Source organism: Pseudomonas sp. RW407 (genome assembly GCF_003176655.1).
GTDB lineage: Bacteria > Pseudomonadota > Gammaproteobacteria > Pseudomonadales > Pseudomonadaceae > Pseudomonas > Pseudomonas delhiensis.
In genome coordinates this window covers 556,847-582,189 of the sequence record NZ_QGSL01000106.1, presented here as the reverse complement: position 1 = coordinate 582,189, position 25,343 = coordinate 556,847, and the positions used below count along the sequence as shown (strand labels likewise).

The following is a 25,343-nucleotide window of genomic DNA, read 5'->3' as shown; positions in this document are numbered from 1 at the left end:
CGGGAAGGGCGCGCCGGCATCACCGGCGCGGCAGGGTCAGTCCTGCTTGTAGCCGCTTTCGGTGCAGCCCAGGCAGCGCACGAAGGTGGCCTTGCCCGGGTCCACCACCAGGGCCTGGCCGGCTTCCTTGACGTTGCCGCCCAGGGCGGTGAACGGCAGGCTGACGATGAAGGCCGCGGTGCCGATCACGGTGGCGCCCAGCAGCAGCGGGCGGGCGATGATCAGGTCGCCGAGCATCTTGTAGAACGGCGGCGAGTTGGTGCTGTAGATCGGGTCCCCGCTGGAGGTGTTGCTGATCGCGTCGGAGGCCTGGGCGGGAACGGCCGACAGGCCGAGGGTCAGGGCCAGAACGACGGCCAGGGCGCGGAACAGGTTCATGGCGTAAATCCTTTTTCATGCTGGGTTGGCAGGCAGACTGCCATTAACTATATCAGCGCGACAGGGCTTGTCAGCGTGATGGCCATCAACCGCCGAGGAAGGCGTATGCCGGCTTGCGCGGTACGAAGGGGCGGTAGAAGGCCAGCATCCGCCCCAGGTCGGCCGCTTCGTCGCCGCTGGGCCAGAACGGCTCGCCGATGACGATGCGCCGGTTGCCGTAGTCCAGCGCGGCCAACACCACCGGAACCCCGGCGCCGCGGGCGATGTGGTAGAAGCCCATCTTCCAGCGCTCGACCTTCTTGCGCGTGCCCTCGGGGGAGATGATCAACATCATCTCGCGGCTGTCGCGGAAGGCCTGCACCGCCTGGTCCACGGTGTTCAGCTTGAGGTGGCGCCGGATCGGGATGCCGCCCCAGCGCCGCAACAGGCCGCCGAACGGCCGGCGGAACAGGGTGTGCTTGGCGAACCAGCGGGCGTTCAGGCGCAGCACGAACTTGGCCGCCAGGAACAGCATGAAATCCCAGTTGGAGGTGTGGTGCGCGCCTATCACCACGAACTTGTCCAGGGCCGGCAGCGCGCCTTCGATGCGCCAGCCGGCGGCTTTCAGCATGCTGCGGCCGAGCCACTCGGCGAAGGGGTTGGGGGGCAGGTAGTTGCCGGACATCGATGGACCTTCTTGTTGTTATGGGTGCAGGGGCATGGTTCGCGAGCAAGCTCGCTCCTACAGACGGCCGCTCTTCGCGAACCGCCCAATAGCAATAGCGGAAAAGCGCCCGCTCAGCGTTGGCAGCGCGGACAGTAGACGCTGGCGCGCTGGCCCAGGCGCACCTCGCGCAGGGTGCCGCCGCAGACCTTGCAGAACTCCCCGCCGCGGCCGTAGACGAACAGCTCCTGCTGGAAGTAGCCCGGCTGGCCGTCGCCGCCGACGAAGTCGCGCAGGGTGGTGCCGCCGCGCTCGATGGCGATGGCCAGGATGCGCTTGATCTCCTCGGCCAGCTTCAGGTAGCGCGCCCGCGAGATGCTCCCGGCCTCGCGGCGCGGGTCGATGCCGGCGGCGAACAGCGCCTCGGTGGCGTAGATGTTGCCCACCCCGACCACCACGGCGTTGTCCATGATGAACGGCTTGACCGCCATGCTGCGGCCGCGGGACAGCTGGAACAGGCGCTCGCCCTCGAAGGCGTCGGTCAGCGGCTCCGGGCCCAGGTGGCGCAGCAACTCGTGCTCCAGCGGCGCCTGGCTCCAGAGCAGCGCGCCGAAGCGCCGCGGGTCGGTGTAGCGCAGCGCCAGGCCCGACTCCAGCTCGATGTCCACGTGCTCGTGCTTGGCCGCCGCCAGCCCGCATTCCACCAGGCGCAGGCTGCCGGACATGCCCAGGTGGCTGATCAGCGTGCCCGCCTCGGCCTCCAGCAGCAGGTACTTGGCCCGCCGCCCCACGCTCAGGATGCGCTGCCCGGACAGGCGCACGTCCAGGTCCTCGGGCACCGGCCAGCGCAGGCGCCGGTCGCGGACGACCACACGGCTGACGCGCTGGCCTTCGAGATAGGGCGCGATGCCCCGGCGGGTGGTTTCGACTTCGGGTAATTCAGGCATGGAAAGTCACGGCGATGATGATCGGTCTGTAGGCGCAAGCTTGCTCGCGAACCGCTTCGCTTGCCAGTAGGAGCTGGCCCTGCCCGCGAAATCGCGCGCAGGGCGCGCTCCTACAGGGGAATGGCGCGGAGGCGTGGCGTAGGAGCGGATCTTATCCGCGAATCGCGCCGGTGTGTCCGGCTATCGCGGACAAGGTCCGCTCCTACGGGAAGCGATTTCGCGCGCAGGGCGCGTGAAATCAATCCAGCGCGCGGGCCAGCTGGATCAGCTCGTCGCGCCAGGCGGCCGCCTTCGGCAGGGCCAGGAAGGAGCCGTTCAGGTAATCCTCGCGGGCCTCGTAGGTGAAGGCCTCGCCGCGCAGGTCCAGCACTTCGCCGCCGGCGCCTTCCAGTACGCCCTGGGCCGCGGCGGTGTCCCACTGCGAGGTGGGCGCCAGGCGCGGGTAGCAGTCGGCCGCGCCCTCGGCGAGCAGGCAGAACTTCAACGAGCTGCCGATGTTGGCCAGCGTCAGGTCGCCGAAGCGCTCGCCCAGGCCGGCCAGCAGGCGCTCCTGGGCCGGGCTGGAGTGGCGCTTGCTGGCCACCACGGTGAAGGCTTCGGCGGGCGCGTTGCGCACGCTGATCGGTTCCGGCGCGCCGCCCGCGTCCTGGCGCCAGGCGCCCAGACTGGCGCCGCCGTGGTAGCAGCGGCCGGTGGCCGGCACGCCCACCACGCCGAACAGCACCTTGCCGTGCTCGATGAGGGCGACGTTGACGGTGAATTCCTCGCTGCCGGCGATGAACTCCTTGGTGCCGTCCAGCGGATCGACCAGCCACCAGCGCGACCACTGGCGGCGCTCGGCCAGGGCGATGGCGCAGTCCTCCTCGGACAGCACCGGCACTTCCGGCGCCAGCGCCCGCAGGCCCTCTTCCAGCACACGGTGGGCGGCCAGGTCGGCGGCGGTCACCGGCGAGGCATCGGCCTTCACGTCGACTTTCAGTTCGCTGCGCCAGAACGGCAGGATGACGTCGCCGGCGCGCTGTACCAGCGCCACGACGGATGGAATCAGGTCTTGCATCAGAGCTGCAGCTCCCCACGCTGGGTCAGGATATCGCGCACCAGGTAGAGCGCGGCCAGGGCGCGGCCTTCGCTGAAGGCGGCGTTCTGCGCCAGGCTCGACAGCTCGCGCAGGTTGATGCGGTCCACCCGCAGCGGCTCAGGCTCGTCGCCCGGCAGGCTTTCGGGGTAGAGGTCGCGGGCCAGCACCACCTGGATGCGCTGGCTCATGTAGCCCGGCGACAGCGACAGCTCGGTGATGTGCTCCAGCCGCCCGGCGCCGTAGCCGGCTTCTTCCTTCAGCTCGCGGTTGGCCGCGGCCAGCACGTCCTCGCCCGGCTCCACCAGCCCCTTGGGCAGCGACAGCTGGTACTCGTCGACGCCGGCGCAGTATTCCTCCACCAGCACCGCGTGCTCGGCGTCCAGCAGCGCCACCACCATCACCGCGCCGTAGCCCTGGCCCTTGCCCACCAGGCGCTCGTAGGTCCGCTCGACGCCGTTGGCGAAGCGCAATTGCAGCTCTTCGACTGCGAACAGGCGGCTCTTGGCGACGATCTCGCGGGCGAGCACCTCGGGTTTCTGACGCATGGGACGACTCCTGGGGCGGGTCCGGGTGGGCTATGATACCCGCCTTTTCCGATAATCCGTGCCGAACCTTGCGCCCCGGCGGCGACAGGGCGGCACTTCGCGACAGGGCAGAGCATGCCACGCCTGGACTGGGCCGGGATCGACAGCGTATTGCTGGACATGGACGGCACCCTTCTCGACCTGCACTTCGACAACCATTTCTGGCTGCAGCACCTGCCGCAGCGCTACGCCGAGCACCACGGCATCAGCCGCGAGCAGGCCGACGCCGAGCTGCTGCCGCTGTTCCGCGACAACGCCGGGCAGCTCAACTGGTATTGCCTGGACTTCTGGAGCCGCGAACTGAGGCTGTCGGTCCGCGACCTCAAGCGCGAGGTGGCGCACCTGATCGCCCTGCGCCCGGACGCCGACACCTTCCTCGCCGCATTGCGCGGCGCCGGCAAGCGCGTGGCGCTGATCACCAACGCGCACCGCGATTCGCTGTCGCTGAAGCTGGAACGGGTGGAGCTGGCGCCCTGGTTCGACCGCCTGATCAGCTCCCACGACTACGGCTTCCCCAAGGAAGACCAGCAGTTCTGGCAGGCCCTGCACGCCGACTTCGGCTTCGAGCCGGCGCGCAGCCTGTTCATCGACGACAGCCTGCCGATCCTGCGCAGCGCCCGCACCTTCGGCATCGCCCACCTGCTGGCGGTACGCCAGCCGGACAGCCGCCAGGGCGCAAAGGACACCGCGGAATTCGCGGCGGTGGACGACTATCGCAACCTGATCGAGGGGCTTTAAGAGCGGCTACAGGCTACAGGCCGCAGGCTGCAGGCAAAAGCCCAGCCCGCTCTCGCCTGCAGCCTGCAGCCTGCCGCCTGAAGCCTGCCGCCGCTTTTATTCCGGAATCCGCAGCACCTGCCCCGGGTAGATCTTGTCCGGGTGGCTGAGCATCGGTTTGTTGGCCTCGAAGATCTTCATGTAGGCGTTGGCGTTGCCGTACTCGGCCTTGGCGATGGCGCTCAGGGTGTCGCCCTTCTTCACCGTCACGAAGCGCGCCTCCGGCGCCGCCTGGGCCACGGTGATGCTGTCCTCCACGCCGGCCACGCCCTCGACGTTGCCCAGCGCCAGGAGGATCTTCTCCTTCTCTTCCTGGCTGGCCGCCTCGCCGCTGACGATCACCTTGTCGCCCTCGACGCTGACCTGGATGTTCGGGTTGCCCAGGCCGACCTTGGCCACGTGCTCCTTCAGCGACTCGGCGGCCTGCGCCTTGTCGCCCAGCAGGCCGCCCAGCAGCTTCTCGCCGGCTTCCTTAACGAATGACAGAATGCCCATGTCCTTTCTCCTTGCGATTAGAGTTCCTGCGGCCGGCTCAGGGCTGACCGCGCCGCCAGGAAGTCTAGACGCCAGCGCCGGGGGCAACGATAGGAGCCGTCCGAAAGCCGCCGGCCGCCGACGAAAAGCCCGCGACGGACACCGCGGCGCCGTGATAGATGGCGTCGATCAAGGCATTGGCACTACCGATTAGACGCTCCCGCGGCGGGGCCCTAGGCTGGCGTCACTATTCCAATACAGGGCCCCAGCCCATGCCTTGCCAGCCCCAATGCCCGGCGCCCGCGGATGCCACGGCCCGCGGCGCCTATGCCTACGCCGAACTGGGCGCCGAGCCCGCTTCCGACCGCGCCGAGCTGGCCGAGGAGGTGGCCCTGGCGATCGCCTACAACGGCCTGAGCCAGGCCGTGATGATGACCTCCCCCGAGGACATCGAGGACTTCATCCGCGGCTTCAGCCTGAGCGCCGGCCTGGTCGAGTCCATCGACGACATCTATGACATCCGCCTGAACCGCTTCGCCGAGGCCGTCAGCGCCGAGGTGCAGATATCGAGCCGGGCCTTCTGGGCGCTCAAGCAGCAACGCCGGCGCCAGGCCGGCACCAGCGGCTGCGGCCTGTGCGGCGTGGAGGCGCTCGAGCAGGCACTGCCCGAACTGCGTCCGCTGGAGCCGGCGCCGCTGCCGCCGGCGGCCCACCTGCTGGGCCTGCGCCAGCGCATCGACCAGGTGCAGAAGCTGGCGCGGCGCAGCGGCGCGCTGCATGCGGCGCTCCATGTCGACGGCGCCGGCCAGGTCGCCCTCTGCCGCGAGGACATCGGCCGGCACAACGCCCTCGACAAGCTGATCGGCGCGCTCAAGCGGCGGCGCCTGGACTGCCGCGACGGCTTCGCCGTGGTCACCAGCCGCTGCAGCCTGGAGCTTATCCACAAGGCCGTGCGCGCCGGCATAGCCACCCTGGTCAGCCTGTCCGCGCCCACCGCGCTCACCGTCGAGTGGGCGCGCCGGCACCGGCTGAACCTGATCCACCTCCCCCATCACAACGCGCCGCGGGTCTACAGCCCGGCGCCGGCCTCCCACTGACGCCCGACATCCCGATGAGCCTGCAACCGATCAACCCCCGTTACCAACCCTACAAGGGCCCGGCCGCCGGCTGGGGCGCGCTGATCAGCGTCACGCGCTTCTGGCTGGACAGCAAGCAGCCGTTCAAGAACCTGCGCGCGCTGCTCAAGACCAACCAGAACGGCGGCTTCGACTGCCCCGGCTGCGCCTGGGGCGACTCCCCCGAGGACGGCCGGGTGAAGTTCTGCGAGAACGGCGCCAAGGCAGTGAACTGGGAAGCCACCAAGCGCCGCGTGGACGCCGCCTTCTTCGCCCGCCACAGCGTCAGCGCACTGCGCCAGCAGAGCGACTACTGGCTGGAGTACCAGGGCCGGCTGACCGAGCCGATGCGCTATGACCGCGCCAGCGACCGCTACGTGCCGGTCGGCTGGGACGAGGCCTTCGCCCTGGTGGCGAAACACCTGCACAGCCTGGAAAGCCCCGACCAGGCCGAGTTCTACACCTCCGGCCGGGCCAGCAACGAGGCGGCCTTCCTCTACCAGCTGTTCGTCCGCGCCTTCGGCACCAACAACTTCCCGGACTGCTCGAACATGTGCCACGAGGCCAGCGGCGTGGCCCTGGGGCAGAGCGTCGGGGTCGGCAAGGGCACCGTCACCTTCGACGATTTCGAGCACGCCGACGCCATCTTCGTGTTCGGCCAGAACCCCGGCACCAACCACCCGCGCATGCTCGAACCACTGCGCGAGGCGGTGAAGCGCGGCGCCCAGGTGGTGGCCTTCAACCCGCTCAAGGAGCGCGGCCTGGAACGCTTCCAGCATCCGCAACACGCCCTGGAGATGCTGACCAACGGTTCCGAACCGCTGAACACCGCGTTCTTCCGCCCCGCCCTGGGCGGCGACATGGCCGCCGTGCGCGGCATGGCCAAGTTCCTCCTGCAGTGGGAGCGCGAGGCCCAGGCCAAGGGCGAGCCGGCGGTGTTCGACCACGCCTTCATCGCCGAACACACCCACGGCGTCGAGGCCTACCTGGCCGAACTGGATGCCACCGCCTGGGACGCCATCGAGCGCCAGTCGGGCCTGAGCCTGGCCGAGATCGAGGCGGCGGCGGCCATGTACCGCCGCGCCGAGCGCGTCATCATGTGCTGGGCCATGGGCCTGACACAGCACCGCCATTCGGTGCCGACCCTCCAGGAAGTGGTCAACCTGCAACTGCTACGCGGCAACATCGGCCGGCCCGGCGCCGGCCTGTGCCCGGTGCGCGGCCACAGCAACGTGCAGGGCGACCGCACCATGGGCATCAACGACCGGCCGCCGGCGGCGCTGCTCGACGCCCTGGAGAAGCGCTTCGCCTTCAAGGTGCCGCGGCACAATGGCCACAACACCGTAGAGGCCATCAACGCCATGCTCGAAGGCCAGGCCAGGGTCTTCATCGGCCTGGGCGGCAACTTCGCCCAGGCCACGCCGGACAGCCCGCGCACCCACAGCGCCCTGCAGCGCTGCGCGCTGACCGTGCACATCAGCACCAAGCTCAACCGCAGCCACCTGACCTGCGGCGAGGACGCGCTGATCCTGCCCTGCCTGGGCCGCACCGACATCGACCGCCAGGCCGGCGGCCCGCAGGCGGTGACCGTGGAAGACTCCTTCAGCATGCTCCACGCCTCCTACGGCCAGCTGGAGCCTCTGTCGGCGCAGATGCGCTCGGAACCGGCGATCATCGCCGGCATGGCCAAGGCCACCCTGGGCGACCACCCGGTGGACTGGGACGCGCTGATCGCCGACTACGACCGCATCCGCGAGCTGATCGCCGACACCATCCCCGGCTTCGCCGACTTCAACCAGCGGCTGAAGCACCCCGGCGGCTTCTACCTGGGCAACGCGGCCAGGGAGCGGCGCTGGAACACCGCCAGCGGCCTGGCCAACTTCAGTGCCGCGCCGCTACCCGAGGACCTGCTGCCGGAACAGGTGCGCCGCACCGGCGAGCGCCCCCACCTGATCCTCCAGACACTGCGCTCCCACGACCAGTACAACACCACCATCTACGGCCTGGACGACCGCTACCGCGGCGTGCGCGGCCAGCGCGAGGTGGTCTTCGCCAACGAGGCGGACATCCGCCGGCTGGGCTTCGAGCCCGGGCAGAAGGTGGACATGGTTTCGCTGTGGGACGATGGCGTGGAACGGCGGGTCAGCGGCTTCACCCTGCTGGCCTTCGACATCCCCGCGGGCCAGGCGGCCGCCTACTACCCGGAGACCAACCCGCTGGTGCCGCTGCAGAGCCACGGCGAGGGCAGCTTCACCCCGACCTCGAAGTTCGTCGCGGTACGCCTGGAAAACGCCCGGGACGACGGCCGCATCCTCTGAGGCGGGGGCAAGCCATGGGCGGATGGCCACGAAGGCTCATCCGCCCTGCGCGTTCGTCCGGAAAATTCGATGGGAAGGTCCGAGGCCGGCCTGAGGTTTTCGAGTGCGCCCTCATCGCGTGAAATGCCATCATTGCAACAGCACTTTGTGTGAATAACACGCGAAATTCGTACCCTCGGAATGTCATTCAGACAGCCCGAAATAGAAAAAGTTCTGTCCTTAAATCAAATACTTGCATTTTTTGATGAAAGTCGCGTCACTCGTCGGCAGAGGCTTGTAAGCCTTGTCACGCAACAGCAGCATCGGCGCCAACATCCACACAGAGAACCTCTCTATGAAGTACTCCTCGATGCTCCTGTTGTCTCTTGCGCTGGTCGGTGGTTCCGCCTTCGCGGACGGCGACACCCGTGCCGGCGTCGGTGGCGCCCTGGGCGGGGTATTGGGTACCGTCGTCGGCCAGGCGGTCGGCGGCAGCACCGGCGCAGCCATTGGCGCCGGTGTCGGTGGCGCGGCCGGCGGTGCGGTCGGCGCCCGCCATGGCAACAAGACCGAAGCGGCCATCGGCGGTGGCCTCGGAGCAGCCGGCGGCCAGGTCATCGGCAACAAGATCGGCGGCAGCACCGGCGGCCTGATCGGCGCGGCCCTGGGCGGCGGCGGCGGTGGCGCGCTGGGCAACCACTATGCCGACAGCAACCGCCACGACGATGACGACGACTACCGCGGCTACCGCCGCGCCCGCTACGACGACCGTCGCCACTGGCATGACAATGGCCGTCATCGCGGCTGGTACAAGCACCATCGTCGCCACAAGCACTGGGATTGACCCAGGGCAGGCGCCCCGCGATAAACCCTGCAGCTCAGCCGGACACCCTTGTCCGGCTGTTTTGCGTTCGGAACAATGCTTCCGACGCTCCCCCTCTGAAAGGTTAGAACATGCGCAAGACTCTCTCGGCCCTGGCCCTCGGCCTGGTCGCCAGCCAGTACGCCCTGGCCGGCGACAACACCAACGCGGCGGTCGGTAGCGGCCTGGGCGGTGCCCTGGGCAATGTCGTCGGCGGCGCCCTGGGCGGCAGCACCGGCGCGGCCATCGGCGCCGGCGTCGGCGGTGCGGCTGGCGGCGCCGTGGGCGCCAAGGACGGCAAGAAGACCGAGGCCGCCATCGGCGGCGGCCTGGGCGCGGCCGGCGGCTCGGTGCTGGGCAACAAGGTCGGCGGCTCCACCGGCGCAGCCATCGGCGCCGGCCTGGGCGGCGCAGCCGGCGGCGCGGTGGGCAGCTCGCTGGCCGATGACGACGACCACCACGACGGCGGCCACAAGCACAAACACAAGCGCAAGCATAAGCACCGCGACTGAGCCAGCGGTCGCTCGGGCAAGACAAAAACGCCATTTCCTCCATAGGGGGAAACGGCGTTTTTCATGGTGCCTGGCGCCCCTGACCGTAGCGGATCTGTGCCGGCTACGCCGCCCAGGCCGGCACCGATGGCCGCGCCGGGGTGCTCTTCGTAGGATGGGTTGAGCCTTGGCGAAACCCATGCGGCCATGGCGATGGGTATCGCTTCGCTCAACCCATCCTACGGGGCGCCGTGTTTGAACCGTCGCCGGGCTGCTCTTCGTAGGAGCGAGCTTGCTCGCGAACAGGTTCCGCAGCGGGGGCTCATTCGCGAGCAAGCTCGCTCCTACGAGAGGCCGTGCCTGCCGCTGCGCGCTCCTGCAGGAATATGACGAGACCTGGCCTCAGCCGACTAGCAACGCCTGCATAGCCTCGCGCAGGCCGGCGGGAATCGGCACCGGGCGGTTGCTCGCGCGTTCGACGAAGACGTGCACGAAGCGCCCGGCGGCGCAGGCCAGCTCCTCGCCCTCGCGGAACACCGCCAGCTCGTACTGCACCGAACTGCTGCCCAGCTTGCCGACGCGCAGGCCGACCTCGATGCGTTCGGGGAAGGCCACCGGGGCGAAGTAGTCGCAACTGGAGCTGACCACGAAGCCGACCACCTCGCCATCGTGGATGTCCAGCCCGCCCCGTTCGATCAGGTAGGTGTTCACCGCGGTGTCGAAGAAGCCGTAGTAGGTCACGTTGTTCACATGGCCATAGACGTCGTTGTCGTGCCAGCGCGTGGTGATCGGCTGGAAGTGCCGGTAGTCGGCGCGGCTGGGGTGTTCGCTCATGTCGTCCTCAGTAGGCGGCGCGGTAGATCGCCAGGGCATCGGCCTCGCCGACCTCGCGCGGGTTGTTGACCAGCAGGCGTTGCTGCTGCATGGCGTCGCTGGCCAGCACGACCAGCGTGTGCTCCGGCACGCCGGCATCGCGCAGCCGCGAAGGCAGGCCGCAGCGGGGGCTGAGGGCCGCCAGTTCGTCGATGAACTGCTCGACCAGGCCGTCGCGGTCGCCGGCGCGCAGACGCTCGCCGAGCAGCAACGGCGCCAGCTCCGCGTACAGCGCAGCGGCGGCCGGCGCATTGAAGCGCATCACCTCCGGCAGCACCAGGGCATTGGACAGGCCGTGGGGAATGTGGAAGTGCCCGCCCAGCGGGTAGGCCAGGGCGTGCACCGCCGCCACCGGCGCGTTGGCGAAAGCCTGGCCGGCCAGGCAGGCGCCCAGCAGCATGGCCTGGCGCGCCTCGCGGTTGGCGCCGTGGTGCACCACCGCATCGAGGTTCTGCGCCAGCAGGCGCAGGGCCTCGCGGGCCAGCAGGTCGGACAGCGGGTTCTTCTTCAGCTTGCTGGTATAGGCCTCGATGGCGTGGACCATAGCGTCGATGCCGGTGGCGGCGGTCACCGCCGGCGGCAGGCCGAGGGTCAGGTCGGCATCGAGCAGGGCCAGGTCCGGCAGCAGGTGCGGGCTGACCACGCCGCTCTTGGTGGTGGCGCCGGTGGTGACGATGGCGATGGGGGTGACTTCCGAACCGGTGCCAGCGGTGGTCGGCACCTGGATCAGCGGCAGCCGCGGGCCGCGGGCATTGCCCACGCCGAACAGCTCCGGCAGGGCCTGGGTCGCCTGCGGGTGGGCCAGCAGCGCCACCAGCTTGGCCACGTCCATGGAACTGCCGCCACCGAAGCCGACGACCAGTTGCGCGCCCATCTCCAGCGCCTGCATGGCGGCCTGCAGGACCACGGCCTCCGGCGGGTCCGCCAGCACCTGGTCGAACACCCGCACCGCCACCCCGGCGGCGGCGAACCCCGGCAGCACCCCGTCGAGCAAGCCCAGGCGGGTGATGCCGGGGTCGCTGACGATGAGCACGCGCGCCGCGCCGCGCTCCCGGCAAAGCGCGCCGAGGCGGGCGGCGGAGCCGCTCTCGCAGAGGATCTGCACGGTGGTGGCGAAGCTGAAAGGCTGCATGACGTTTCCCGATCTTGTCGTTGTATTGCGGAAAATCCATAGGCCGCCAGTGACGGCCAGCCTTCGCAGCATAGCAATGTAGCCCAGAATCGCGAAACCATATACCGCCAGGCGAAACTCTTATTCATTGGGTGAATAGGAATGCAGATCGGAGTAGGACCCAAAGCAGCATTAGTCTCGAATTAGCCCCAAACTTAATTGCATAAGATATCTAGTTCAAACCTAAAGAATAATTACACACGACAACGAGAAACATCCTACATGGAAAGACTATAAAATCCGAGTTTTCAAGGAGTAAAAAAATGCCCGGGAATATCGTTAAGAAAATAATAAACTCGGTATTCGTAACCACTGCAGCATTTCTTCCCACACAGGCACAATCTGCAGAGCCAAAAGAAATAAATATGCTCTATGCAAGCATACCTAAAGCCATCACTCAGAAGTATCGTGAAGATTTAAGCTCTCTCCGCGACGCAGGTATAAATACCATTGCAGTGAAAGGATACTCCATAAACGAGATACAAACCAAAATAGTCAATTTTCGCTCAGACCCTACCTTATCCAGATTCGAACTAATAATAGATATATCTGGGATACTCCACGACACGTGGAGTCTAAGGTCACCCAGCGTATGTGCGAAAGGGAGTGAGTATTTACCAGACGAAACAAAGGACATACTTAAATCAATAACATCCTTGGGCTTATCCAACGACACTATCTCCGGCTACTACACATTCGACGAACCGGCAATTACTATCTCCCAGACAGGAAAGAAAGGAATCTGCAAAGAATTCCAAGAGCTAATCTACAAGCAAATCAGAAGCCTAGATACAAACAAAGAAAAAAGACCAGTACTAGTTTCCAACACCTTCTGGAGTTTGAGTGACGACAACATCAAAGAAACGATGAGCACCAACATTCAAGATGCAACATTCCTAGAGATATATGATGGAGATATTCGAGCGCTCATAGACACATTTGAAAAACTAAAAAGAAATAATTTACACAAAAACAAATATATATACACCTTTCCTGCCTACAATACAGAAGCATGCGCATCCCCTTATTTTAACGAGCAATTTCAACCCGCCTTGTATCAGGCGATAAAAAGCACCTTTGGAAACACATCCACACCCAGCCTAGGGGTTTCATACTTTGCCTATTGGCCAGAAAACAAACCAGACTTCAAATACTCGACAGACAACTGCAGGGAAATAGCAGAATCAACAATAGAACACCTAAAAAATCTACCCGACCTCATTATAACAAAGCTATCAAATACCCCTAAAGACTTCCTCCCAGGCGAGCCTGTTGAATTTTCCGCAGAGATAAAAAACATAGGAGGCAGAGAGCTACCAAACCAATGGATTGGAGTCTTGCTTTTAATTGATGGCAAATGCCCAGCCTCAGGCTGCATGTGGGGAGGAACAACGAGCTCTTTAGCGATTGGAGAAACAAAAAAAATTTCAATTAACGGCAATGGCTCTTGGCGAGCAGAAGCAGGCACACACAAGATCACAGCATTGGTCGATGACCAAAAATATGCAGTTGAAGCAAAAAAATCAATAACACTATTTCAAGAAAAATAAACATTCAAAACAAGCCAGACCTCACTCCTACCAGCCTACATTGGAGCCCATCATCGCCAGTTGTGGGAAGCCCCCTAGCTCTCTCCGTGGAAGTTGAAAACATAGGGAATATTACCACACCAAATGATTGGATAGGCGTTCTATACACCATCAACGGCATATGTCCCGAAGCAATGCACTGCCAATGGGGCGGTGTAAAAACAAGCTTAGAACCTGGTGAAAAAATAATAATCGGCACCAATGAGAGCTTATGGAACTCTACGCTAGGAACGCATCAAATAGGAGCATTGATCGATGACCAAAATCTAATAAAAGAATCAAACGAAGACAACAACATCATAACAAGGTCCATAACAGTCAAACCAAAATAGGCATTATGAAAAGCAAAATCATAATCAACGACTACTCTACATATTCCCCCAAAAGAAGAGACAGCCTGGAAAACTCTCCAGTAAGATACTTACTAGACAAGCACTACCTTGAAAACAAAACAAAAATAGAAAACAAACTAAATAGATTTATATCACTCAAGGAGCAGCTTTGTGAAATAAGCAGGGATTTCAACAAGGACAGGCCGCAGGCGCCCAACTGGATAAATGGCTGGTTGCCTGGCGCCGACGCCCTTTCGCTCTACGGCTATGCGGCCCTCGGGAACCCCCGCCACTACGTCGAGGTCGGTTCGGGCAACTCGACGAAGTTCGTCCGCCAGGCCATCAAGGACCATGACCTGCAAACCAGGATCATTTCGATAGACCCATGTCCCCGTGCCGAGATAGATGTCATTTGCGATGAAGTCGTCAGGGCTCCGCTGGAGGAGCTGGATACAGGCTTCTTTTCGATGCTTCAGGAGGGGGATGTCTTCTTTATCGACAACAGCCATCGGTCATTCCAGAATTCCGATGTGACGGTCTTCTTCACAGAGATACTTCCCACCCTGCGTGCCGGCATAACCATTGGCATACACGACATCTACCTCCCATTCGACTACCCCAACGAATGGGCGGACCGCTTCTACAACGAACAGTATCTACTGTGCTGTTACTTGCTGGGCGGGATGAACAGGCTGGAGATCGAACTACCTCTGGTTTACCTCTACTACTGCACCGAGAGCATGCAGTTACTGAACGACCTCTGGGCCGACGAGAGAATGAAAGGCGTAGAGAAGCATGGGGCAGCGTTCTGGCTCAGAACGACCTAGCCCCGCAAGGGGCTCCGGCAGCAAGTCCACAGGCTACGGACCAGGTAGCCTGCGGAGCGTCCTTCTAGACCGCCACGGGCGCCTTGATGTGCGGATGGGCTTCGTAGCCAACCAGTTCGAAGTCCTCGAAGCGGAAGTCGAACAGGCCCTTCACCGCCGGGTTGAGCTTCATGGTCGGCAGCGGCAGCGGCTCGCGGGTCAGCTGCAGGTCGGCCTGCTCCAGGTGGTTGGCGTACAGGTGGCAGTCGCCGCCGGTCCAGATGAAGTCGCCCGGCTGCAGGCCGGCGACCTGCGCCACCATCAGCGTCAGCAGGGCGTAGCTGGCGATGTTGAAGGGCACGCCGAGGAAGATGTCCGCCGAGCGCTGGTACAGCTGGCAGCTGAGCTTGCCGTCGGCGACGTAGAACTGGAACAGCGCGTGGCACGGCGGCAGGGCCATCTCGTCGATCAGCGCGGGGTTCCAGGCCGAGACGATCAGCCGGCGCGAGTCCGGGTTGTTCTTCAGCATCGTCATCAGGTTGGCGATCTGGTCGATGTGGCGGCCGTCCGGCGCCGGCCAGGAGCGCCACTGGTAGCCGTAGACCGGGCCCAGCTCGCCGTTCTCGTCGGCCCATTCGTCCCAGATGGAGACGCCGTTTTCCTTCAGGTAGGCGATGTTGGTCGAACCCTTGAGGAACCACAGCAGCTCGTGGACGATCGATTTCAGGTGGCACTTCTTGGTGGTCACCAGGGGGAAGCCTTCGCCCAGGTCGAAGCGCATCTGATGGCCGAACACGCTGTAGGTGCCGGTGCCGGTACGGTCGCTCTTGAAGGTGCCGTGCTCGCGCACGTGGCGCATCAGGTCGAGGTACTGTTTCATGGAAAACCCGTGTCGTAGAGAGGTCCGCGAGGCACGCCGAAGGTTCGGCGCGGGCGCATTCGCCCTGCAGAATCGCGAGATGCCGCAATACTAAGGGGCAGGCCCGCGTATCGCCACCCTTGGTTGGAGCGCGCCGACGATAAGCCAGAAGGCCGGGCACGACCCGGCCCGCGACACCGTGATCCCTCCGCGGCCCCGGGCCGCCGCTGCCTGTTGAACGAGAGGTCCGCATGCCAGACCAGCCACGCTTTTCCCTGTCCCGCCGGCGCCTGCTGGCCATGGCCTGCGGCGGCGCCGTGGCCGGCGGCCTGCTGCTGGGCCCTGCGGCCCTGGCCTGGGCCGCGCTGACGCCCCAGGCCGAAGCGGAGCTGGCGACCTTCATGACGCTGTCGCAGCGCCTGACCGGCCGCAGCAACCTCGACGAGCGCATCGGCCAGCGCCTGTACCTGGCCCTGGCGCAGCGCGACACCGCCCTCGCCCAGAGCCTGGGCGAGCTGCAGGCGCGCCTGGGCGACGGCCCGCAGCGCTGGGGCGAACGCCAGCAGTGGCTGGCCCGGCAGATCCTCGCCGCCTGGTACCTGGGCTACGTCGGCGAGGACGAGCGCCCCAGCCTGGTCACCTACGAGGGCGCCCTGATGTTCCGCGCCGTGGACGACGTGCTGCTGCCGCGCAGCTACTGCAGCAACCAGCCGGGCTTCTGGGCCGCGCAACCGGTCGAGCGGGGGGCCTGAGCATGGCCGACACGCAAAGCGCCGACTACGTGGTGGTCGGCTCCGGCGTCGCCGGCGCCTTGGTCGCCCACCAGTTGGCCCTGGCCGGCAAGGACGTGCTGATCCTCGAGGCCGGCCCGCGGCTGTCGCGCTGGGAGATCGTCGAGCGCTTCCGCAACCAGGCCGACAAGTCCGACAACCAGGCGCCCTACCCGTCCATGGCCCACGCGCCGCACCCGCAGTACCACCCGGACAACCACTACCTGGTGCAAAAAGGCGAGCACCCCTACGACGTGCAGTACCTGCGCGTGGTCGGCGGCACCACCTGGCACTGGGCGGCCTCGGCCTGGCGCTTCCTGCCGGCCGACTTCAGGCTGCGCAGCCTGTACGGCGTGGGCCGCGACTGGCCTATCGAATATGCCGAGCTGGAGCCCTGGTACCAGCGCGCCGAACAGGCCCTCGGCGTCTGGGGCCCGGCCGACGAGGACCTGGGCTCGCCGCGCAGCCAGCCCTACCCCATGGTGCCGCTGCCGCTGTCGTGGAACGAGCAGCGGGTGAAGGACGTGCTCAACGCCAACGGCTACCGCGTGGTCACCGAACCGGTGGCGCGCAACAGCCGCCCCTACGACCAGCGGCCGACCTGCTGCGGCAACAACAACTGCATGCCGATCTGCCCGATCGGCGCCATGTACAACGGCATCGTCCACGTCGAGAAGGCCGAGGCCGCCGGCGCCCGGCTGATGGACAACAGCGTGGTGTTCCAGCTGGAAAAGGGCGATGGCGGGCGCCTGGTCGCGGCCCTCTGCAAGGACCCGCAGGGCAACGAGACGCGGGTGGAGGGCAAGGTCTTCGTGCTCGCCGCCAACGGCGTGGAGACGCCCAAGCTGATGCTGATGTCCGAGGTCGGCAACGCTTCGGGCATGGTCGGCCGCAACCTCATGGACCACCCCGGCACCGCGGTGCGCTTCTACGCCAGCGAGAAGCTCTGGCCCGGACGCGGGCCGCAAGAGATGACCTCGATGGTCGGCTTCCGCGACGGCGCCTTCCGCAGCCAGTACGCGGCGAAGAAGATCCACCTGTCCAACCTCTCGCGGGTCGACCAGGTGACCGCCGAGCTGATCCGCCAGGGCCCGCTGCTGCCGGGCCGCGAGCTGGAGGCGCAGATCCGCGAGCGCGCCGCGCGCTTCGTGCGCTTCGACAGCTTCCACGAGATCCTGCCGCGCCCGGAGAACCGCATCCTGCCCAGCGCCAGCGAGCGCGACGCCCTGGGCATCCCCAAGCCGGAGTTCACCTACGCCATGGACGACTACGTGCGCCGCAGCGCGGCGCACACCCGCGAGGTCTACGCCCATGCCGCCCGGCTGCTCGGCGGCAGCGAGGTGCAGTTCGAAGACAGCTTCGCCAACAACAACCACATCGCCGGCACCGCGCTGATGGGCGACGACCCCGGCGACTCGGTGGTGGACCGCGACTGCCGCAGCCACGACCACCCCAACCTGTTCCTCGCCGGCAGCGCGGTGATGCCCACGGTGGGCTCGGTGAACTGCACACTGACCCTCGCCGCCCTCGCCCTGCGCCTGGCCGAGCGCCTGAAAGGGGAGGCCTGAGCATGTCCGCCCGCCTGCTGGCCGCCCTGCTCCTGCTGCCCTGCCTGGCCCGGGCCGCCCCGGCCCTTGACCCGGCGCCGGCCGAGCTGCTGCAGCGCGGCGAATATCTGGCCCGCGCCGGCGACTGCGCGGCCTGCCACACCGCCCCCGGCGGCCAGCCCTTCGCTGGCGGCCTGCCGCTGACCACCCCGCTGGGCGCGGTGCATTCCACCAACATCACCCCCGACCCGCGTACCGGCATCGGCGCCTACAGCTACGAGGACTTCGCCCGCGCCCTGCGCGAAGGCGTGGCCAAGGGCGGCCTGCACCTCTACCCGGCGATGCCCTACACCGCCTACGCCAAGATCGACGATGCGGACATGCAGGCCCTCTACGCCTACTTCCTGCGCGGCGGCGTCGAGGCCGTGGCCCAGGCCAACCGCGACAGCGACATCCCCTGGCCGCTGAACATGCGCTGGCCGCTGGCCCTCTGGAACGCGCTGTTCCACGACGACCGCCCCTTCCAGCCCAACCCGAAGCAGAGCGAGGCCTGGAACCGCGGCGCCTACCTGGTGCAGGGCCTGGCCCACTGCGGCACCTGCCACACCCCGCGCGGCCTGGCCTTCCAGGAGAAGGCGCTGGACGAGAAGGCCGCCGGCTACCTCTCCGGCGCCGCCCTGGGCGGCTGGTACGCCTACAACATCACCAGCGACACCCACAGCGGCATCGGCGGCTGGAGCGATGCCGAGCTGGCGCAGTACCTGCGCAGCGGCCGCCTGCCCGGCAAGGCCCAGGCCGCCGGGCCCATGGCCGAAGCCGTGGAACACAGCTTCCAGTACCTGCGGCCCGACGACCTGCAGGCGATCGCCGGCTACCTGCGCAGCGTCAGGGCGGTCGGCGACGGCGAGCGCAAGCCGCGCTTCGCCTGGGGCGAGCCCGCCGACGACCTGGTGGCGCTGCGCGGCGAGGACTTCGACGCCCAGGCCCGCGACGACGGCGCCCGGCTGTTCCTCGGCAACTGCGCCAGTTGCCACGGCTGGAGCGGCCAGGGCACGAAGGACGCCTACTACCCCATGCTCAGCCGCAACACCACGGTGGGCGCACGGCAGCCGGACAACCTGGTGCAAGTCGTGCTCACCGGCGTACACCGCGAAAGCGCCGGGCAGGAGGTGTTCATGCCCGGCTTCGCCGGCGCCCTCGACGACCAGCAGATCGCCACCCTGGTCAACTACCTCACGACGCAGTTCGGCAACCCGGCGGTGAAGGTGGACAGCGCCCGGGTCGCTGCCATCCGCCAGCCCTGAACCTGGCCTCACACTCAAGGGTGAAGCCGGCCACCCCCCGGCCGGGGGTTTGACATCCCCCCGGCTGTCACTGAAGCTGCTGCCACCGTGATACATGCCTGCCCGAACAACGGACGTCCGCATGCAGAAGCCTGCCAAGAAGAAAGACCGGAAAGGGGCCGCACCGGCCCACACCCCCTCCACCCCGCGCCTGGCGCGGAACCTGGCCACCGCGCTGGTCGCCGTGCTGTTGCTGGCCAGCGCCGCCGCCTGGTGGTACGTGGAACACAGCGCCCCGTCGCTGCCCATCGCGGCCCCGCCCGCGCCCCCGGCGAAGCCCGTGGTGGCCGAGGCACCGAAAGCCGGCTTCGTCGACGAGCAGCAATGCCAGGGCTGCCACCAGGGCCAGTTCCAGGACTGGCAGGGCTCGCACCACCACAAGGCGATGCAGGTGGCCAGCGAGGCCAACGTGCTGGGCGACTTCGCCGACGCGAAGTTCAAGGGCGAGGCCGAAAGCACCCGCTTCTTCCGCAAGGGCGGGGAATTCTGGGTCAACACGCCCGGCGCCGACGGCAAGCCGGCGGACTTCAAGGTGGCCTACACCTTCGGCGTGGCCCCGCTGCAGCAGTACCTGCTGGAATACCCCGGCGGCCGCCTGCAGGCCCTGGGCGTGGCCTGGGATACCCAGAAGCACCGCTGGTTCGAGCTCAACCCCGGGCAGCACGTCGACTTCAAGGACGAACTGCACTGGACGCGCCCGACGCAGAACGCCAACTTCATGTGCATCGAGTGCCACACCACCGACTTCAAGCGCAACTTCGACGCCGACAAGAACGCCTTCGCCAGCCACTGGCAGAGCCTGGGCGTCGGCTGCCAGGCCTGCCACGGCCCGGCCTCGCGCCACCTGGAATGGGCGAAGAAGCCCGACGGCGACGCCAGCCGCGGCTTCGACAAGCCGCTGGGCGCCAGCACCGCCGCCAGCGAGCTGGTGGAGAACTGCGCGCGCTGCCACGCCCGCCGCGCGCCGCTGGGCGACGGCTTCCAGCACCGCCACCGGTTCATGGACGACTACCTGCCCAGCCTGCTGACCCGCGAGCTGTACCAGATCGACGGCAAGATCAAGGACGAGGTCTTCGAGTGGGGCTCCTTCACCCAGAGCAAGATGTTCGAGAAGGGCGTGAAGTGCACCGACTGCCACAACCCCCACAGCGGCCAGGTGAAGATCGCCGGCAACGGCCTCTGCCTGCAGTGCCACAACAAGGCCGGCAAGCCGGTGCGCCCGGGCATCGACGGCAAGGGCCTGCTGGCGAAGGACTACGACTCGCCCGAGCACCATCACCACGAACCCGGCACTCCGGGCGCGCAGTGCACCGCCTGCCACATGCCGGGCAAGTACTACATGGTCAACCACTACCGGCATGACCACAGCTTCAGCATCCCCGACCCGCAGCACGCGCAGAAGATAGGCGCGCCGGACGCCTGCATGGGCTGCCACCGCGACAGCGCCTCGAAGGTCGCCGAGCAGTTCCGCCTGTGGTACGCCAGCGACGCGAAGCAGCCCGGCAGCGTGCCGCGCTACGACGACACCCTGTGGAAGGCCCGCAACGGCCAGCCCGGCGCCTCGCGGGCGCTGCACCTGCTGCTGGCCAGCAACGAACTGCCGGCGATCCGCCGCGCCACCCTGCTCGCCGAACTGCCAGCCTACCCCAGCTCGCGCTCCCTGGAGCTGGCCAGCCAGGGCCTGCGGGACGCCGACCCACAGGTGCGCAACGCCGCCATAGGCGCGGTCGCCGCCCTGGCCGGCCCGCCGCGCCAGGCGCTGCTGCTGGCGCCGCTGCTGGACGACCCGCTGCGCGCCGTGCGCCTCTCCGCCACCTGGCAGCTGGCGCAACTGCCGCCGGAAGTGCGCGCCGGGCTGCAGGCGCCGCTGGCCAAGGGCCTGAAGGAGTACGAGGAAGTCCAGCTGAGCCTGGCCGAGCGCGCCGAGTCCAACCTCAACCGCGCCATGCTCTACCAGGTCACCGGCCGCGACGCCGAAGTGGAGCCGGCGCTGCGCGCGGCCCTGGTGCGCGACCCCGACTTCCTGCCGGCGCTGGTCAGCCTCTACCAGTGGCTGGAAGCCCGCCAGCGCCCCGACGAAGCCCGCCAGCTGCTGGACGGCGCGCTCAAGCGCCACCCGCAGTCGGGCCTGCTGCACCACGCCCTGGGTCTGGCGCTGATCCGCCAGGGCCAGCGCGACGCAGCGCTCAAGGAACTGCAGGAGGCGGTGCGCCTGGCCCCGGACAGCGCGCAGTTCCGCTACATCCTGGCCATCGGCCTGCACGACAGCGGCCAGGCCGACGCTGCCTGCCGCCAGTTGGAGCAACTGCTGCAGCGCCAGCCGGCGAACCGCGACGCACGCCTGGCGCTGATCGCCTACCTGCGCGAGATCGGCCAGCTGGAGAAGGTGCAGATGCAACTGGCCGAGCTGGAGCAGCAGAACCCCGACGACCCGGCGCTCAAGGGCGAATGACGGCGCCGTTCGGAAGCGCCCGATTCCACCGGGCGCTCCGGAACTCGCCGGCGGGCAGGCACTCTGAGGGGACGCGAACGCAGTCACCCAAGGAGCACCCATGCGTATCCCCGGAGCGGCCCTGGCCGTCGCCCTGTCCACCCTTCCCTTCGCCGGCGCCCAGGCCGAAGACGCCGGCTTCTGGCGCGGCGTGCTGTCCACCGGCGCCACCACCGCCTCCAGCTACCTGACCAGCCGCGACGACCACAAGCTGGTCGGCCCGCTGGCCGACGACGCCGGCAGCTTCGTCGCCAGCGCCGGCGCCATCCGCGGCCCTTACCTGGAAGCCGAACTGCAGCGCCTGCGCAGCGACTACCCGCAGTTGCAGCAGCGCAGCGACCTGGAGCTGGCCAGCGCCATCCTTGGCGGTCGAGAGGCGCCCTGAATCAGATGCTCCGGGCCCATCGGCGCGGGCCCGGAACTTACCGCCGAGCAGTTTCCCTGAACTCCCCGGCGCAGTTGCAGCTCACAGAAGCATGCGGACCTACGGAGGAGAAACTCCCATGCGCATGCTCAAACTGACCGGCATCCTCGCCCTCTTCAGCCTGCTGCCCCTGGCCCCGGCCATGGCCGACGGCTTCTGGCGCGACATCATCTCCTCCGGGGCCACCACCGCCTCGACCTACCTGACCTTCAAGCACGACCACAAGCTGATCCTCGCCGCCCGCGACGACGCCGGCAGCTACGTGGCCAGCGACGGCGCCATCCGCGGCCCCTACCTGGAAGCCGCGCTGCAGCGCCTGCGCAGCGATCACCCGGAGCTGCAGCAACGCAGCGACATGGAGCTGGCCAATGCCATCCTGATGAGCCAGGAGGGTGTGGCGCAGTAATGCCGTGTGCCGTGGCGATGGGTATCGCTGCGCTCAACGCCATCCTACGGAGCTGCAACCCGCCCGAACCGTAGGGCGAATAACGCGAAGCGTTATCCGCCGCCGGCCGGAACACCGGAGCTTGAGGGTAACGGCGGATAACGCCGTAGGCGTTATCCGCCCTACGAAAATGCCCCGCCACATCCCGGGCGGCTGCCTTCACTCCCGGTACTCGTCCACCGGTACGCAGGCGCAGAACAGGTTGCGGTCGCCGAACACGTTGTCCACCCGGTTCACCGCCGGCCAGTACTTGAAGGCGCGGGTGTGTTCGCTGGGCGTCACCGCCTCGGCTATGCCGTAGGGGCGCTCCCAGGGGCCGGTGACGTCGGCCAGGGTGTGGGGGGCGCGCTTGAGCGGGTTGTCCTCGGCCGGCCATTCGCCGGTCTCGACCTTGGCGATCTCCGCGCGGATGCTCAGCATGGCCTCGACGAAACGGTCCAGCTCGTGCAGCGACTCGCTCTCGGTGGGCTCCACCATCAGCGTGCCGGGCACCGGGAAGGACATGGTCGGCGCGTGGAAGCCATAGTCCATCAGGCGCTTGGCCACGTCTTCCTCGCTGATGCCGGTCTGCGCCTTGAGCGGCCGCAGGTCGAGGATGCACTCGTGGGCCACGCGCTCGTTGCGCCCGCGGTAGAGCACCGGGAAGGCGCCGTCCAGGCGCTGGGCCAGGTAGTTGGCGTTGAGGATGGCCACCTCGGTGGCATCCTCCAGCTGCGGGCCCATCATGGCGATGTACATCCAACTGATCGGCAGGATGCTGGCGCTGCCCCAGGGCGCGGCGCTGACCGCGTCGTTCAGCGGGTTGGGCCCCTCGATGCGGATCACCGGGTGGTTGGCGACGAACGGCGCCAGGTGCTGCTTCACGCCGATCGGGCCCATGCCCGGCCCGCCGCCGCCGTGGGGGATGCAGAAGGTCTTGTGCAGGTTCATGTGCGAGACGTCCGCGCCTATGTCCGCCGGCCGCGCCAGGCCGACCTGGGCGTTGAGGTTGGCGCCGTCCATGTACACCTGCCCGCCGTGGCTGTGGATAACCTCGCAGATCTCGCGGATGCCCTCCTCGTACACGCCGTGGGTCGAGGGGTAGGTGATCATCAGGCAGGCCAGCTGGGCGCCGGCCTCGGCGGCCTTCAGCTTGAGGTCCTCCAGGTCGACGTTGCCGCCCTTGTCGCACTCGACTATCACCACGCGCATGCTCGCCATGATCGCCGAGGCCGGGTTGGTGCCGTGGGCCGAGGACGGGATCAGGCAGACGTTGCGGTGCCCCTCGCCGTGGCTCTCGTGGTACCTGCGGATGGCCAGCAGCCCGGCGTACTCGCCCTGGGCCCCGGAGTTGGGCTGCATGCAGATGGCGTCGAAGCCGGTGATGGTGCGCAGCCAGCTCTCCAGCTCGTCGATCATCAGGCGGTAGCCCTCGGCCTGCTCGCGCGGCACGAAGGGGTGCAGGTTGGCGAACTCCGGCCAGGTGATGGGGATCATCTCGCTGGTGGCGTTGAGCTTCATGGTGCAGGAGCCCAGCGGGATCATCGCCTGGTTCAGCGCCAGGTCCTTGCCTTCGAGCTGGCGCAGGTAGCGCAGCATCTCGGTCTCGCTGTGGTGGCGGTTGAACACCGGGTGGCCGAGGTAGCCGGAACGGCGCTGCAGGGTGCCGGGAATGCCGTCGGAGAGATCGCCGGCATCCAGCACGGCGATGCTCAGGCCGTGGCCGGCGCCGAGGAAGATGTCGAACAGGGTGGCGACGGTCTCGGCGCGGCAGGTTTCATCCAGGCTGACGCCCAGCCGGTCCTCGCCGACGATGCGCAGGTTGTAGCGCGCCGCACGGGCGCGTTCGAGGATGGCCGCCTGCTGCGCGCCCACTTCCAGGGTCAGGGTGTCGAAGAAATGCGCGTTGACGCGCTTGAGGCCCTTGGCGAACAGCCCGGCGGCGAGGATCGCGGTGAGCCGGTGCACGCGCTGGGCGATGCGCCTGAGGCCCTCGGGGCCGTGGTAGACGGCGTACAGGCTGGCGATGTTGGCCAGCAGCACCTGCGAGGTGCAGACGTTGGAGTTGGCCTTCTCGCGGCGGATGTGCTGCTCGCGGGTCTGCAGCGCCATGCGCAGCGCGGTGTTGCCGCGGGCATCGCGGGACACGCCGATGATCCGTCCGGGCATGGCCCGCTTGAACTCGTCGCGGGTGGCGAAGAAGGCCGCGTGGGGCCCGCCGTAGCCCATGGGCACGCCGAAGCGCTGGGCGCTGCCCAGCACCACGTCGGCGCCCAGCTCGCCCGGCGGGGTGAGCAGCAGCAGGCTGAGCAGGTCGGCGGCGACGCAGGCGATGGCCTGGCGGGCGTGCAGGGCGTCGATCAGCGGGCGCAGGTCGCGGACCTCGCCGCGGCTGTCGGGGTACTGCAGCAGCGCCCCGAACACCGCGTGCTGGCCCAGGTTGTCCAGCTCGTCCAGCACCAGGTCGAAGCCGAAGGCCTGGGCGCGGGTGCGCACCACGGAAATCGTCTGCGGGTGGCAGTTCACGTCGACGAAGAACAGGTTGCTCTTGGCCTTGGCCACGCGCTTGGCCAGGGCCATGGCCTCGGCGGCGGCGGTGGCCTCGTCCAGCAGCGAGGCGCTGGCCAGGTCCAGGCCGGTGAGGTCGATGGTCAGCTGCTGGAAGTTCAGCAGCGCCTCCAGGCGGCCCTGGGCGATCTCCGGCTGGTAGGGGGTGTAGGCGGTGTACCAGCCGGGGTTCTCCAGCACGTTGCGGAGGATCACCGTGGGCGTGAGGGTGCCGTAGTAGCCGGTGCCGATCAGGCTGGTCCACAGCTGGTTCTGCCGGGCGTAGCCGCGCAGCCTGGCCAGGGCGCCCTGCTCGTCCAGCGCCGGCGGCAGCTCCAGCGGGCGGTTCAGGCGGATGGCCGGGGGCACCGTCTGCACGATCAGGTCGTCGAGGCTGGCGACGCCCAGGGCCTCGAGCATCGTCCGTCGCTCCGCCTCGTCGGGGCCGAGGTGGCGGCGCAGGAAGGCATCGGGCTGGTTCAGCTGGGACAGCGAAGGGCTTTTCGACATGGCCTGGACCT

The 25,343-nt window shown here is 67.1% G+C and carries 24 protein-coding genes; 14 read left to right on the top strand and 10 right to left on the bottom strand.

Annotation, left to right across the window (positions count from 1 at the left end; genetic code table 11):
• Positions 1–36: 36 nt before the first annotated feature.
• The 5 genes from DK254_RS19470 to nudE form a co-directional block, all read right to left on the bottom strand.
• A complete protein-coding gene (locus DK254_RS19470; protein ID WP_089390985.1) occupies positions 37–378 on the bottom strand; it encodes a multidrug transporter in 342 nt (113 codons plus the stop codon).
• Between the two features lie 85 nt (positions 379–463).
• On the bottom strand, positions 464–1,042 hold the full coding sequence (locus DK254_RS19465) for a lysophospholipid acyltransferase family protein (RefSeq protein ID WP_109935086.1): 579 nt from the start codon (positions 1,040–1,042) through the stop codon (positions 464–466).
• Between the two features lie 113 nt (positions 1,043–1,155).
• A complete protein-coding gene (gene mutM, locus DK254_RS19460) occupies positions 1,156–1,968 on the bottom strand; it encodes a bifunctional DNA-formamidopyrimidine glycosylase/DNA-(apurinic or apyrimidinic site) lyase (protein ID WP_109935085.1) in 813 nt (270 codons plus the stop codon).
• A gap of 238 nt (positions 1,969–2,206) precedes the next feature.
• Entirely contained in the window at positions 2,207–3,025 is an 819-nt protein-coding gene (cysQ, locus tag DK254_RS19455) for a 3'(2'),5'-bisphosphate nucleotidase CysQ (protein ID WP_109935084.1), read from the bottom strand.
• Positions 3,025–3,591, bottom strand: coding sequence for an ADP compounds hydrolase NudE (gene nudE, locus DK254_RS19450; RefSeq protein WP_089390989.1), 567 nt, complete (start codon positions 3,589–3,591; stop codon positions 3,025–3,027). Before nudE ends, cysQ begins: the two co-directional genes overlap by 1 nt.
• A gap of 114 nt (positions 3,592–3,705) precedes the next feature.
• Here nudE and yrfG point away from each other — a divergent pair, with 114 nt between their 5' ends.
• Entirely contained in the window at positions 3,706–4,368 is a 663-nt protein-coding gene (gene yrfG, locus DK254_RS19445; protein WP_109935083.1) for a GMP/IMP nucleotidase, read from the top strand.
• 96 nt (positions 4,369–4,464) lie between these two features.
• Here the strand turns inward: yrfG and lysM are convergent, their stop codons facing one another.
• Positions 4,465–4,902 (bottom strand): peptidoglycan-binding protein LysM, encoded by a 438-nt coding sequence (gene lysM, locus DK254_RS19440; protein ID WP_109935082.1) that lies wholly within the window; start codon positions 4,900–4,902, stop codon positions 4,465–4,467.
• 251 nt (positions 4,903–5,153) lie between these two features.
• Here lysM and fdhD point away from each other — a divergent pair, with 251 nt between their 5' ends.
• The 4 genes from fdhD (at position 5,154) to DK254_RS19420 (ending at position 9,667) form a co-directional block, all read left to right on the top strand.
• Positions 5,154–5,978: a formate dehydrogenase accessory sulfurtransferase FdhD gene (fdhD, locus tag DK254_RS19435; RefSeq protein ID WP_109935081.1), complete on the top strand. Its 825-nt coding sequence runs from the start codon at positions 5,154–5,156 to the stop codon at positions 5,976–5,978.
• Positions 5,979–5,992: 14 nt separating this feature from the next.
• Positions 5,993–8,314 carry an FdhF/YdeP family oxidoreductase gene (locus DK254_RS19430; protein WP_109935080.1) on the top strand — a complete coding sequence of 774 codons (2,322 nt, stop codon included), beginning with the start codon at positions 5,993–5,995 and terminating at the stop codon, positions 8,312–8,314.
• Between the two features lie 334 nt (positions 8,315–8,648).
• Positions 8,649–9,137 (top strand): hypothetical protein, encoded by a 489-nt coding sequence (locus tag DK254_RS19425; protein ID WP_109935079.1) that lies wholly within the window; start codon positions 8,649–8,651, stop codon positions 9,135–9,137.
• A gap of 110 nt (positions 9,138–9,247) precedes the next feature.
• A complete protein-coding gene (locus tag DK254_RS19420; RefSeq protein ID WP_109935078.1) occupies positions 9,248–9,667 on the top strand; it encodes a glycine zipper domain-containing protein in 420 nt (139 codons plus the stop codon).
• Positions 9,668–10,048: 381 nt separating this feature from the next.
• Here DK254_RS19420 and DK254_RS19415 read toward each other — a convergent pair whose 3' ends face one another.
• Both DK254_RS19415 and DK254_RS19410 read right to left on the bottom strand, forming a co-directional pair.
• Complete coding sequence (locus DK254_RS19415; RefSeq protein ID WP_109935077.1) at positions 10,049–10,480, bottom strand: thioesterase family protein; 432 nt, start codon at positions 10,478–10,480, stop codon at positions 10,049–10,051.
• A 7-nt stretch (positions 10,481–10,487) separates the two neighbouring features.
• A complete protein-coding gene (locus DK254_RS19410; RefSeq protein ID WP_109935076.1) occupies positions 10,488–11,651 on the bottom strand; it encodes an iron-containing alcohol dehydrogenase in 1,164 nt (387 codons plus the stop codon).
• Between the two features lie 302 nt (positions 11,652–11,953).
• On the opposite strand from DK254_RS19410, the gene DK254_RS19405 reads away from it, so the two are divergent.
• The 3 genes from DK254_RS19405 to DK254_RS19395 are packed head-to-tail and all read left to right on the top strand — an operon-like array spanning position 11,954 to position 14,438.
• Complete coding sequence (locus DK254_RS19405; RefSeq protein ID WP_109935075.1) at positions 11,954–13,240, top strand: CARDB domain-containing protein; 1,287 nt, start codon at positions 11,954–11,956, stop codon at positions 13,238–13,240.
• Positions 13,213–13,611 carry a CARDB domain-containing protein gene (locus DK254_RS35235; protein ID WP_109935074.1) on the top strand — a complete coding sequence of 133 codons (399 nt, stop codon included), beginning with the start codon at positions 13,213–13,215 and terminating at the stop codon, positions 13,609–13,611. Before DK254_RS19405 ends, DK254_RS35235 begins: the two co-directional genes overlap by 28 nt.
• 5 nt (positions 13,612–13,616) lie before the next feature.
• A complete protein-coding gene (locus tag DK254_RS19395) occupies positions 13,617–14,438 on the top strand; it encodes a class I SAM-dependent methyltransferase (RefSeq protein ID WP_109935073.1) in 822 nt (273 codons plus the stop codon).
• Between the two features lie 64 nt (positions 14,439–14,502).
• Here DK254_RS19395 and DK254_RS19390 read toward each other — a convergent pair whose 3' ends face one another.
• Positions 14,503–15,297, bottom strand: coding sequence for a thymidylate synthase (locus tag DK254_RS19390; protein ID WP_109935072.1), 795 nt, complete (start codon positions 15,295–15,297; stop codon positions 14,503–14,505).
• A gap of 230 nt (positions 15,298–15,527) precedes the next feature.
• On the opposite strand from DK254_RS19390, the gene DK254_RS19385 reads away from it, so the two are divergent.
• The 6 genes from DK254_RS19385 (at position 15,528) to DK254_RS19360 (ending at position 22,257) form a co-directional block, all read left to right on the top strand.
• On the top strand, positions 15,528–16,028 hold the full coding sequence (locus DK254_RS19385) for a sugar dehydrogenase complex small subunit (protein ID WP_109935071.1): 501 nt from the start codon (positions 15,528–15,530) through the stop codon (positions 16,026–16,028).
• A 2-nt stretch (positions 16,029–16,030) separates the two neighbouring features.
• Positions 16,031–17,614, top strand: coding sequence for a GMC family oxidoreductase (locus DK254_RS19380; protein ID WP_109935070.1), 1,584 nt, complete (start codon positions 16,031–16,033; stop codon positions 17,612–17,614).
• Between the two features lie 2 nt (positions 17,615–17,616).
• Positions 17,617–18,897 carry a cytochrome c gene (locus DK254_RS19375; RefSeq protein WP_109935069.1) on the top strand — a complete coding sequence of 427 codons (1,281 nt, stop codon included), beginning with the start codon at positions 17,617–17,619 and terminating at the stop codon, positions 18,895–18,897.
• A gap of 121 nt (positions 18,898–19,018) precedes the next feature.
• Positions 19,019–21,388: a tetratricopeptide repeat protein gene (locus DK254_RS19370; protein WP_109935068.1), complete on the top strand. Its 2,370-nt coding sequence runs from the start codon at positions 19,019–19,021 to the stop codon at positions 21,386–21,388.
• Positions 21,389–21,488: 100 nt separating this feature from the next.
• Positions 21,489–21,812 (top strand): DUF2388 domain-containing protein, encoded by a 324-nt coding sequence (locus tag DK254_RS19365; RefSeq protein ID WP_109935067.1) that lies wholly within the window; start codon positions 21,489–21,491, stop codon positions 21,810–21,812.
• Positions 21,813–21,930: 118 nt separating this feature from the next.
• On the top strand, positions 21,931–22,257 hold the full coding sequence (locus DK254_RS19360; protein ID WP_109935066.1) for a DUF2388 domain-containing protein: 327 nt from the start codon (positions 21,931–21,933) through the stop codon (positions 22,255–22,257).
• A gap of 198 nt (positions 22,258–22,455) precedes the next feature.
• Here the strand turns inward: DK254_RS19360 and gcvP are convergent, their stop codons facing one another.
• A complete protein-coding gene (gene gcvP, locus DK254_RS19355) occupies positions 22,456–25,332 on the bottom strand; it encodes an aminomethyl-transferring glycine dehydrogenase (RefSeq protein ID WP_109935065.1) in 2,877 nt (958 codons plus the stop codon).
• Positions 25,333–25,343: the final 11 nt, after the last annotated feature.

Coding starts and splice junctions, on each gene's coding strand:
- fdhD (WP_109935081.1), top strand. CDS start 5,154: ATGCCTTGCCAGCCCCAATGCCCGGCGCCCGCGGATGCCACGGCCCGC.
- DK254_RS19470 (WP_089390985.1), bottom strand. CDS start 378: ATGAACCTGTTCCGCGCCCTGGCCGTCGTTCTGGCCCTGACCCTCGGC.
- DK254_RS19385 (WP_109935071.1), top strand. CDS start 15,528: ATGCCAGACCAGCCACGCTTTTCCCTGTCCCGCCGGCGCCTGCTGGCC.
- DK254_RS19360 (WP_109935066.1), top strand. CDS start 21,931: ATGCGCATGCTCAAACTGACCGGCATCCTCGCCCTCTTCAGCCTGCTG.
- mutM (WP_109935085.1), bottom strand. CDS start 1,968: ATGCCTGAATTACCCGAAGTCGAAACCACCCGCCGGGGCATCGCGCCC.
- gcvP (WP_109935065.1), bottom strand. CDS start 25,332: ATGTCGAAAAGCCCTTCGCTGTCCCAGCTGAACCAGCCCGATGCCTTC.
- DK254_RS19375 (WP_109935069.1), top strand. CDS start 17,617: ATGTCCGCCCGCCTGCTGGCCGCCCTGCTCCTGCTGCCCTGCCTGGCC.
- DK254_RS19465 (WP_109935086.1), bottom strand. CDS start 1,042: ATGTCCGGCAACTACCTGCCCCCCAACCCCTTCGCCGAGTGGCTCGGC.
- DK254_RS19365 (WP_109935067.1), top strand. CDS start 21,489: ATGCGTATCCCCGGAGCGGCCCTGGCCGTCGCCCTGTCCACCCTTCCC.
- DK254_RS19420 (WP_109935078.1), top strand. CDS start 9,248: ATGCGCAAGACTCTCTCGGCCCTGGCCCTCGGCCTGGTCGCCAGCCAG.
- DK254_RS19415 (WP_109935077.1), bottom strand. CDS start 10,480: ATGAGCGAACACCCCAGCCGCGCCGACTACCGGCACTTCCAGCCGATC.
- DK254_RS19425 (WP_109935079.1), top strand. CDS start 8,649: ATGAAGTACTCCTCGATGCTCCTGTTGTCTCTTGCGCTGGTCGGTGGT.
- DK254_RS19410 (WP_109935076.1), bottom strand. CDS start 11,651: ATGCAGCCTTTCAGCTTCGCCACCACCGTGCAGATCCTCTGCGAGAGC.
- cysQ (WP_109935084.1), bottom strand. CDS start 3,025: ATGCAAGACCTGATTCCATCCGTCGTGGCGCTGGTACAGCGCGCCGGC.
- DK254_RS19405 (WP_109935075.1), top strand. CDS start 11,954: ATGCCCGGGAATATCGTTAAGAAAATAATAAACTCGGTATTCGTAACC.
- lysM (WP_109935082.1), bottom strand. CDS start 4,902: ATGGGCATTCTGTCATTCGTTAAGGAAGCCGGCGAGAAGCTGCTGGGC.
- nudE (WP_089390989.1), bottom strand. CDS start 3,591: ATGCGTCAGAAACCCGAGGTGCTCGCCCGCGAGATCGTCGCCAAGAGC.
- yrfG (WP_109935083.1), top strand. CDS start 3,706: ATGCCACGCCTGGACTGGGCCGGGATCGACAGCGTATTGCTGGACATG.
- DK254_RS19395 (WP_109935073.1), top strand. CDS start 13,617: ATGAAAAGCAAAATCATAATCAACGACTACTCTACATATTCCCCCAAA.
- DK254_RS19390 (WP_109935072.1), bottom strand. CDS start 15,297: ATGAAACAGTACCTCGACCTGATGCGCCACGTGCGCGAGCACGGCACC.
- DK254_RS19380 (WP_109935070.1), top strand. CDS start 16,031: ATGGCCGACACGCAAAGCGCCGACTACGTGGTGGTCGGCTCCGGCGTC.
- DK254_RS19430 (WP_109935080.1), top strand. CDS start 5,993: ATGAGCCTGCAACCGATCAACCCCCGTTACCAACCCTACAAGGGCCCG.
- DK254_RS19370 (WP_109935068.1), top strand. CDS start 19,019: ATGCAGAAGCCTGCCAAGAAGAAAGACCGGAAAGGGGCCGCACCGGCC.